6 protein-coding genes and 1 pseudogene are annotated in these 9970 nt (G+C 57.9%); 6 read left to right on the top strand and 1 reads right to left on the bottom strand.

Going from position 1 to position 9970, the window contains the following annotated elements; translation table 11 throughout:
• Together Q0U90_RS00765 and Q0U90_RS00760 are read left to right on the top strand one after the other, a co-directional pair.
• Nucleotides 1–393, top strand: a pseudogene (locus Q0U90_RS00765) (DNA-directed RNA polymerase subunit beta); the annotation flags it as partial.
• Nucleotides 394–541: 148 nt separating this feature from the next.
• Nucleotides 542–4513 carry a DNA-directed RNA polymerase subunit beta' gene (locus Q0U90_RS00760; protein ID WP_297450138.1) on the top strand — a complete coding sequence of 1324 codons (3972 nt, stop codon included), beginning with the start codon at nucleotides 542–544 and terminating at the stop codon, nucleotides 4511–4513.
• 240 nt (nucleotides 4514–4753) lie between these two features.
• Here the strand turns inward: Q0U90_RS00760 and Q0U90_RS00755 are convergent, their stop codons facing one another.
• Entirely contained in the window at nucleotides 4754–5401 is a 648-nt protein-coding gene (locus Q0U90_RS00755; protein WP_297450136.1) for an SDR family oxidoreductase, read from the bottom strand.
• A gap of 295 nt (nucleotides 5402–5696) precedes the next feature.
• Between Q0U90_RS00755 and Q0U90_RS00750 the strand changes: the two genes are divergently transcribed.
• The 4 genes from Q0U90_RS00750 to rpsG all read left to right on the top strand — a co-directional run bounded on the left by Q0U90_RS00750 (nucleotide 5697) and on the right by rpsG (nucleotide 9866).
• Nucleotides 5697–7235 (top strand): FAD-binding oxidoreductase, encoded by a 1539-nt coding sequence (locus Q0U90_RS00750; RefSeq protein ID WP_297450133.1) that lies wholly within the window; start codon nucleotides 5697–5699, stop codon nucleotides 7233–7235.
• Between the two features lie 92 nt (nucleotides 7236–7327).
• Entirely contained in the window at nucleotides 7328–8632 is a 1305-nt protein-coding gene (locus Q0U90_RS00745; RefSeq protein WP_297450131.1) for a cyclopropane-fatty-acyl-phospholipid synthase family protein, read from the top strand.
• Between the two features lie 388 nt (nucleotides 8633–9020).
• The gene (rpsL, locus tag Q0U90_RS00740) at nucleotides 9021–9392 is read left to right on the top strand and encodes a 30S ribosomal protein S12 (RefSeq protein WP_005509887.1); all 372 of its coding nucleotides are present in this window, start codon (nucleotides 9021–9023) and stop codon (nucleotides 9390–9392) included.
• 3 nt (nucleotides 9393–9395) lie between these two features.
• On the top strand, nucleotides 9396–9866 hold the full coding sequence (gene rpsG, locus Q0U90_RS00735; RefSeq protein WP_016422052.1) for a 30S ribosomal protein S7: 471 nt from the start codon (nucleotides 9396–9398) through the stop codon (nucleotides 9864–9866).
• Nucleotides 9867–9970 lie beyond the last annotated feature (104 nt).

The raw sequence follows: 9970 nt of genomic DNA, 5'->3' as shown, positions 1-9970 counted from the left end.
CCGTACTCCATGATTACCCAGCAGCCGCTGGGTGGTAAGGCCCAGTTCGGTGGCCAGCGCTTCGGCGAGATGGAGGTGTGGGCAATGCAGGCATACGGCGCTGCCTACACCCTGCAGGAGCTGCTCACCATCAAGTCCGATGACGTGGTTGGCCGCGTCAAGGTCTACGAGGCAATTGTGAAGGGCGACAACATTCCGGATCCGGGTATTCCGGAGTCGTTCAAGGTGCTTCTGAAGGAATTGCAGTCGCTCTGCCTGAACGTTGAGGTCCTTTCGGCCGACGGCGTTCCGGTTGAGTTGGGCTCCTCTGACGATGAGGAACTCGACCACGCGACCGCGTCCCTCGGCATTAACCTGTCCCGCGATGAGCGTTCCGACGCTGACTCCGCATAGTTTCTCGCTTAACGACGAAACATTGCGTGAGTATCAGGGTCGGGAAGCCCTAACTCGCGAATAACCCAACACAGACGACAACGTACAAAAACCTCCGCAGAGAATTTGGTTTCCGCATTACTTCGATGCGGAGGGAAAGGGAAAACAGGTGCTCGACGTCAACAACTTTGACGAGCTCCGGATTGGGCTCGCTACCGCCGACGACATCCGCCGCTGGTCTCGCGGTGAGGTCAAGAAGCCCGAGACGATTAACTACCGTACGCTGAAGCCGGAAAAGGATGGCCTTTTCTGTGAGCGTATCTTCGGCCCGACCCGTGACTGGGAGTGTGCTTGTGGTAAGTACAAGCGCGTTCGCTTCAAGGGCATCATCTGTGAACGCTGTGGCGTTGAGGTGACCAAGTCGAAGGTTCGCCGTGAGCGCATGGGCCACATTGAGCTGGCCGCTCCGGTTACTCACATCTGGTACTTCAAGGGTGTGCCGTCCCGCCTCGGCTACCTGCTCGACTTGGCTCCGAAGGATCTGGAAAAGATCATCTACTTCGCAGCCAACATCATCACTTCCGTGGATGAAGAGGCTCGCCACAACGACCAGGAAACCCTCGAAGCAGACATGCTCGTGGACAAGAAGCTGGTTGAGGACGACCGCGACCAGGAGCTGGCCGAGCGTGCCCAGACTCTGGAAGAGGATCTGGCTGAGCTGGAGGCCGCCGGTGCCAAGGCCGACGCCCGCAAGAAGGTTCAGTCTGCAGCCGAGCGCGAGATGCGCCACATCCGTGAGCGTGCCCAGCGTGAACTGGATCGTCTCGACGAGATTTGGAACACCTTCATCAAGCTCGAACCGAAGCAGATGATTATCGACGAGGGTATTTACACCGAGCTCGTCGACCGCTACGAGGACTACTTCACCGGCGGCATGGGTGCTGAAGCTATTCAGACCTTGATCCGCAACTTCGACCTGGCCAAGGAGGCCGAAGAGCTGCGCGAGATTATTCGCGACGGCAAGGGTCAAAAGAAGATGCGCGCCCTGAAGCGCCTGAAGGTTGTCACTGCATTCCTGCAGTCCGGCAACGATCCGGCCGCTATGGTGCTCGACTGCATCCCGGTGATCCCACCGGAGCTGCGCCCGATGGTCCAGCTCGACGGTGGCCGCTTTGCGACCTCCGACCTGAACGACCTCTACCGTCGTGTCATCAACCGCAACAACCGCCTGAAGCGCATGATTGACCTCGGCGCTCCGGAGATCATCGTCAACAACGAGAAGCGCATGCTTCAGGAGTCCGTTGACGCACTGTTCGACAACGGTCGTCGCGGCCGTCCGGTCACTGGTCCGGGTAACCGCCCGCTGAAGTCCCTGAGCGACCTGCTCAAGGGTAAGCAGGGTCGTTTCCGTCAGAACCTGCTGGGTAAGCGTGTGGACTACTCCGGTCGTTCGGTTATTATCGTCGGCCCGCAGCTGAAGCTGCACCAGTGTGGTCTGCCGAAGCTGATGGCTCTCGAACTGTTCAAGCCGTTCGTGATGAAGGAGCTCGTGGCCAAGAGCTACGCTCAGAACATCAAGAGCGCAAAGCGCATGGTTGAGCGTCAGCGCGCAGAGGTGTGGGACGTCCTCGAAGACGTCATTACCGGACACCCGGTGCTGCTGAACCGTGCACCTACGCTGCACCGCCTGGGTATTCAGGCCTTCGAGCCGGTGCTGGTTGAGGGTAAGGCTATTCAGCTGCACCCGCTGGCATGTGAAGCTTTCAACGCCGACTTCGACGGTGACCAGATGGCAGTCCACCTGCCCCTGTCCGCAGAAGCACAGGCAGAGGCTCGCGTCCTGATGCTGTCCTCGAACAACATTCTGTCGCCGGCATCCGGTAAGCCGCTGGCTATGCCGCGTCTGGATATGGTCACGGGCCTGTACTTCCTGACGCTGGAGAAGCCGGAGCTGCCGGGCGGCCACCAGGATGCCACCGAGGACGCACCGGAGCAGGGTATTTACACCAGCCCGGCCGAGGCCATCATGGCTTACGACCTCGGTACCATCGGTCTGCAGAGCCCGATTAAGGTTCGCATCAGCCACCTGCGTCCGCCGGCCGAGATTGAGGCCGAGCAGTTCCCGGATGGTTGGAACAAGGGCGACACCTGGCTGGCTTCGACCACCCTGGGCCGCGTTATGTTCAACGAGCTGCTGCCGTGGAACTACCCATACGTCGAAGGCGTTATGGCTAAGAAGCCGCAGGCTGCGATCATCAACGACTTGGCTGCCAAGTACCCGATGATTACGGTCGCTCAGACCGTCGACAAGCTCAAGGATGCTGGCTTCTACTGGGCGACCCGTTCTGGTGTCACCATTGCGATGTCTGACGTGCTGGTTCTCCCGAACAAGCGCGAGATCCTGAACGGCTACGAAGAGAAGGCCGCCACGGTGGAGAAGAAGTTCCGCCGCGGTAAGCTCTCGGCTGCTGAGCGTCACGAATCGCTGGTGAACCTCTGGAAGGCCGCGACGGCTGAGGTCGGTGAAAAGGTCGAGGCGCTGTACCCGGATGACAACCCGATTCCGATGATTGTGAAGTCGGGTGCTGCCGGTAATATGGGCCAGATTCACTCGCTGGCCGGCATGAAGGGCATGGTTACGAACCCACGTGGTGAGTACATCACCCGCCCGATTAAGACCTCCTTCCGCGAAGGCCTGTCCGTTCTCGAGTACTTCAACAACTCGCACGGTTCCCGTAAGGGTCTGGCCGATACCGCGCTGCGTACCGCTGACTCGGGTTACCTGACCCGTCGTCTGGTCGACGTGGCGCAGGACGTCATCGTTCGCGAAGAGGACTGTGGCACCCACGACGGTGTCGTTGTCGAAATCGGCGAGGACGTGCTGGATGCAGCTGGCAACCCGACCGGTGAGATTCGTCGGGCGAAGTACGTCGAAACCGCCGCGATCGCTCGTGTGCTGGCAGCCGATGTCACCGACGCTGAGGGCAATGTCCTCATCGAGGCTGACACCGACCTGAACGACGACCACATCACCCTGGCTCTGAGCCACGGTGTCAAGGAAGTCAAGGTCCGCTCGGTCCTGACCTGTTCCACTGCAACTGGTGTCTGTGCCAAGTGCTACGGTCGCTCGATGGCAACCGGCAAGCTGGTCGACATCGGAGAGGCTGTCGGTATTGTCGCCGCACAGTCCATTGGTGAGCCGGGTACCCAGCTGACCATGCGTACCTTCCACCAGGGTGGTGTCGGTGGCGACATTACCGGTGGTCTGCCGCGTGTCCAGGAGCTGTTCGAGGCCCGCGTGCCGAAGAACAAGGCTCCGCTGGTCCGCGAAAACGGCCGCGTGCGCCTGGAAGAGGACGAGCACTTCTACACGCTCACCCTCATCCCGGATGCCAACAGCGAGGACGAGGTCGTCTACGACAAGCTGTCCAAGCGTCAGGGCCTGGCAGAGATCACCGTCGATGGCCGTCGTCGCGCCATCCGCGATGGCGATCACCTGGTCAAGGGTCAGCAGCTGCTCAAGGGCGCTGCCGATCCGCACGAGGTCCTCGAGGTCCTGGGTCGCCGTGGCGTCCAGCGTCACCTGATTGAGGAAGTCCAGTCGGTCTACCGTGACCAGGGTGTGGCCATTCACGACAAGCACATCGAGGTTATCGTCAGCCAGATGCTGCGCCGCGTGATTGTGTCCAAGCCTGGCGACTCCGACCTGCTGCCAGGTGCACTGGTCGAGCGCTCCACGGTCATGGCTAAGAACCGCGAGATCGTTGCCTCCGGTGGCAACGTCATCGAGGGGCGTCGCGTGCTGATGGGTATTACCAAGGCATCGCTGGCCACCGAGTCCTGGCTGTCTGCCGCCTCCTTCCAGGAGACGACGCGTGTGCTTACCGACGCCGCTATCAACAAGCGCTCGGATAAGCTCATCGGCCTGAAGGAGAACGTGATCATCGGTAAGCTGATCCCGGCTGGTACGGGTATCTCGCGCTACCGCAACATCACGGTTGAGCCGACTGAGGAAGCTGCCCGCCAGGCAGCCGCTCCATTCGCCTCCTTCGGCGAGGGCTTCTACGGTGCCGAGGACACCTACGGCATCGATCAGGTCGGTTCCGCAGTTCCGCTGGATGACATCGGAACCTTCGAGTAAAAAATCAATAGCTTTGTGGCGGCAGCTGGGGAGCGGGAGAATTCCCCGGCTGCTGTCGGGCAAAGCACCTCGCCTGGCAGTTGGGGGCTTCGTGCGCTAACTGTTGGGCGGCAACCGGAAAAATCCTCCGGCACAGTTGTGGCTTACTAGCAGCTTGCTAGTTCGTCACGGTCGTGCCGGAGGATTTTGCTTTGTACGAAGTCGCTGGCAGCCCGTGGCTACACTGACCGCCGCAGTCGTTTACGCTTTTAGTGCCTCCGAAATCGGAGTGTTGCCCTCGTTGAAGTTGATCATCCGACCAACGGTGGCGTCGTTGAATACAGTCTGAGCGATGACGTTGGCGACGGTCGCGCGAGCGACCTTGCCTGCCTTAGTTGCGGCAGTGTCGATGGAATCCTGTCCCTCATCAAGGGTAAGCGTGCTTGGGCCGAGAATGGTCCATTCGAGGTCTGACGCGCGCAGAGCTTCGTCGGCTGCGGCCTTGGACTCGGCATAGGCGAAGAAGCTGTGATCCTCTGGAACCCCGTGATCCGGACCAGCGCCAAAGTAGGACACCATGACGTAGCGCTTAACGCCAGCCTTCTTGGCCGCACCGATTGAAGTAATAGCGGCATCGCGGTCGATTGCGTAAGTCCGTTCTGACGAACCACCGCCAGCGCCGGCAGACCAAATTACGGCATCGTGACCGCTAAGTAGGTCTGCAAACTGCTCTGTCGAGAGATTGGTGATGTCGTAAACGGCTGGTGTGGCACCGAGAGCTTCGATATCCGGAACCTGGTCGGGGTTACGAATAACCGAAGTGACTTCGTAGCCTTCGTTGATAAGTAGGGGAGTAGCGATTTGTGCTACCTTGCCGTGGCCGCCAATGACAATAACCTTCTTAGACATGTCCCCACCTATACGCCGACAATGGGGTATAGGCAATGAATCAGCATTCGCCCGCAGTGAACATGACGAAATTCTGTTTCATACCGCATTCGGTTGTCACCCCTTTTAAAGGGTAAGACGACTGGACACTAAGGCGACCCATAGCAAGTTATAGATATAGAGGTAAATCCCCTTTTCGGGCGATGAATTGCTCTCCACGGAGAACGCAAAGTTTGGTGGTTTCCCACGAAGATGCGAAAAACTATTCGTCAACTTGCATAGAAGTCACCCAAAACCTGCGGTTACGGTAGCTTTCATGGCTCATCAACAGATTCCTGGTGTTGGCACTGTCCCTCGTCTAGCCGGAAAGCTCACTGCCGTGGCAGCGAAGCTGGCACCGGGGCGGGGGATTGACCCGGTCCGTGTTGAACCGGTGGGCTGGTATGCACATGAGCAAGGGGTACAGAAACTCCTCGAGAGTTTCCAATCTATTCCCGTCGATAAGCGAGTGCGGTTGGCGAAGCGGACATCGAACCTCTTTCGGACTCGCAGCGAAACCGATGTCCCTGGGCTCGATGTCAGTGGCCTCGGTGGGGTAGTGGCCGTGGACCCTGTTGCAAAGACGGCCGATGTGCAGGGAATGTGCACGTATGAAGACTTGGTAGATGCCACCTTGCCCTATGAGCTCATGCCCTTTGTCGTACCTGAGTTGAAGACGATTACCCTCGGCGGAGCAGTCACCGGCATGGGCGTAGAGTCCACAGCGTTTCGCAATGGTCTGCCACATGAATCGGTCCTGGAAATGGATATTTTGACCGGCACTGGCGAGGTAGTTACCTGCTCTCGCACTGAAAATGTTGACCTGTTCCGCGGTTTTCCCAATTCCTATGGGTCGCTCGGGTATGTCGTGCGGCTGAAGATTGAGCTGGAAGAAGTACTGCCGTACGTTGAGCTCAGGCACGTGCGGTGCCATTCCACGGCAGAGGCGGCTGAGAAGTTCGCAGCCGTTGTCGCCCAGAAGGAATACCAAGGGGAACGCGTTGACTTTCTCGACGGCGTGGCGTTCTCGCCGGATGAGATTTATCTTGTGCTGGGTCGTAAGACGGAGGAAGAAGGTCCTGTCTCGGACTACACCCGGGACAAGGTTTACTACCGCTCGCTCCAGCATCCATCGGGAATTATCCGAGATCGTCTCACCATTCGCGATTACATCTGGCGCTGGGATGTTGACTGGTTCTGGTGCTCCAGGGCTTTTGGAACTCAGAACCCGACAGTGCGGGCTATGTGGCCGAGAGAGCTCAAGCGTTCGTCTTTCTATTGGAAGCTCGTTGGGCTCGATAAGAAGTATGACCTTGAAAACAAGATGAAGGCTCGGAAGGGGCTACCAGCTAACGAGCGCGTCGTTCAGGATATTGAAGTCACTGTTGACCGACTGGCTGAGTTTTTGGAGTGGTTCTTCGACGCTTGCGATATTCAGCCGGTGTGGATGTGTCCAATCCATCTGCGGGAAGGTTCGGAGGAGCTAGTTGGGACTGGTGACAAACTAGCCGATAGTGACAGCCCGTGGCCTCTGTATCCGCTTGATTCTGAGACCACTTGGATCAATGTTGGGTTCTGGTCAGCAGTGCCGATAAATCTGGTGCCCGGTGATACGCGGCCCGGAGCCTTTAACCGTGCAATCGAGGAAAAGGTCAGTGAATTGGGTGGCCATAAATCACTGTATTCCGAGGCTTTCTACTCGCCGGAGCAGTTTGCAGAGCTCTACGGCGATGACCTGCCCGACGAGCTCAAGGCAGTCTACGATCCCAACTCACGGTTCCCGCGCCTCTACGACAAAACAGTTGCCGATGCTTAACTCAATCGGCGACGTCGAGCGTTTAATCCTGCGCGGATGTCTAAGTCAATAACCAACCACTAAGCCACATCTTTCAACGATTAGGACTCATCATGGCGTTTACTCCAATGACTGTTGCTGAAATCTTCGAGGCGTTCATCGATACTTCGGAAAAGCCGCTGCCGCTACGATTGACTGCTTTCGACGGTTCGGCTGCAGGCCCCGAGGATGCGAAAGTCGGCATCAATGTACGCTCGCGCGACGCTTTGAATTACATCGTGACTCATCTGCGTGACGATGTCGGCTTTGGACGCGCGTTCGTTACCGGTGAGCTGGAGCTAACCCGCGTGAGCCTTGGACACCCCATCGAGGCCTTCGGCGCGCTGATGGACTTGCATGATCAATTCGAGGTGCCGTCTGCAGCAACCTTGGCAAAGGTCGTGCGTTCGCTACGGGCAATGGGGCTGCCGTACGTTCCCGAGATTCCGGAGATTGAACGCACTGCATGGTGGAAGAAGCGCCTGCACAATGGTTTGGCTCGTCATTCTAAGGAACGCGATGCAGAGTCAATCTCTTCGCATTACGACGTGAGTAATGAATTCTATGAGTTCCTCCTCGGCCCCTCGATGACGTATACCTGTGCGTACTATCCCAATGAGGACTCCACTCTTGAGGAAGCTCAGGAGAATAAATACCGTCTGGTCTTCGATAAGCTGCGCTTGAAGGAAGGCGATCGGCTTCTCGATGTTGGCTGCGGTTGGGGTGGCATGGTCCTCTACGCGGCTCGACGCGGAGTAAAGGCAATTGGCGTAACACTTTCCGAACAGCAGGCAGAGTGGGCGCAGGCGAAGATTAAGGAAGAAGGCCTCGAGGACTTTGCTGAGGTGCGCTTCCAGGATTACCGAGATGTCGCCGAGCAGGACTTCGATGCCATCTCTGCGATTGGAATCCTGGAGCATATTGGCGTCAAGAACTACCCGAGCTTCTTTGGTTTCCTTTACGGAAAGCTGAAGGAGGGCGGATTGATGCTCAACCATTGCATTACTTACTGGGATAATCACCGCACGCGCAAGGGCACCTTCATTGACCGTTACATCTTCCCGGACGGAGAGCTCACTGGCGTCGGCACAATCATGCATGCCATGCAGGACCAGGGCTTCGAAATGCTCGATCAGCAAAACTTGCGCTTTGATTACGCACGTACTCTCAATGACTGGTGCGAAAATCTGGAGAACGATTGGGCCAAGGCAGTTGAACTCGTCGGAGAGCAAACGGCGAAATTGTGGGGTATGTACATGGCGGGCTCGGAATACAATTTCCGTCACAATGCCATCCAGCTGCATCAGGTGCTAGGAGTGAAGTTGCTTCCCGACGGCTCCCGCAGCGATGTCCCAGAGCGTCAGTGGTGGGAGGATTAGCGACTACAGTGACGCAAGAGGCTGTGGGACAAGACGCGCCGTGCTTGACGACGAAAATTTGGTCGCAAACCAGCTTTGTGTTCAAAGTGGCTGAAATTTTTACGCTGTCACCAGGGTGTTTGGAGTAAACCCGCAGCTCGCGTACTGTTATACAACGATCCCAGAAAAGAATTGGGAACTTGAGACATTACCCAGTAGGCCAGCGAGAGCGGCTGACTGGGTTTCGCACGTTCAAAATCCCTCCGTTTCTTGCGTACAACCGATGGGCTCACCACTGGATGAGTAATAACTTTTCTTGTGATGCATTCACACGGAAGGTGGTTACTCCGCTGCGGTTGGCATCGGGCGTGAGAATGTCCAGCGAGGATTGAAGACAGAAAGAGGCTTCATGCCCACTATTCAGCAGCTGGTCCGCAAGGGCCGCCATGACAAGAAGGCTAAGGTTGCAACCGCAGCTCTGAAGGGTTCCCCTCAGCGTCGCGGCGTTTGCACCCGTGTTTACACCACCACCCCGAAGAAGCCGAACTCGGCTCTTCGTAAGGTCGCTCGTGTTCGCCTGACCTCCGGTATCGAGGTTTCGGCTTACATTCCGGGTGAGGGCCACAACCTGCAGGAGCACTCCATGGTGCTCGTTCGCGGTGGTCGTGTTAAGGACCTCCCGGGTGTCCGCTACAAGATCGTCCGTGGTTCCCTCGACACCCAGGGTGTTAAGGACCGCAAGCAGGCTCGTTCCCGCTACGGCGCAAAGAAGGAGAAGTAAGCCATGCCACGTAAGGGCCCAGTACAGAAGCGTCCTGTCGTCAACGACCCGGTCTACGGCTCCCCTCTGGTGTCGCAGCTGGTCAACAAGGTTCTGATTGACGGTAAGAAGTCGACTGCAGAGCGCATCGTCTACGGTGCTCTCGAGCTGTGTGAAGAGAAGACCGGCACTGACCCGGTGCTGACTCTGAAGCGCGCAATCGAGAACGTCAAGCCGGCACTTGAGGTTCGCTCCCGCCGCGTCGGTGGCGCCACCTACCAGGTTCCGGTCGAGGTTCGTCCGGGCCGCGGCACCACCCTCGCACTGCGCTGGCTGCTGATGTTCTCCCGTCAGCGCCGTGAGAACACCATGACCGAGCGTCTCGCTAACGAGATTCTCGATGCATCCAACGGCCTGGGTGCATCCGTCAAGCGCCGTGAGGACACTCACAAGATGGCGGAAGCAAACCGCGCATTCGCTCACTACCGCTGGTAATCGCTGATCGACGGGGGCCGCGAGTGGTCACCGTCGTAAAGCACAGCCGGTATGTCAACGGCGCGCGTCGGTCGCGGTCCACAGATCTGTTACGGGTCAATCAA

This window comes from uncultured Corynebacterium sp. (genome assembly GCF_946998835.1).
Lineage (GTDB): Bacteria > Actinomycetota > Actinomycetes > Mycobacteriales > Mycobacteriaceae > Corynebacterium.
This window is presented reverse-complemented; position numbering and strand designations above follow the sequence as displayed.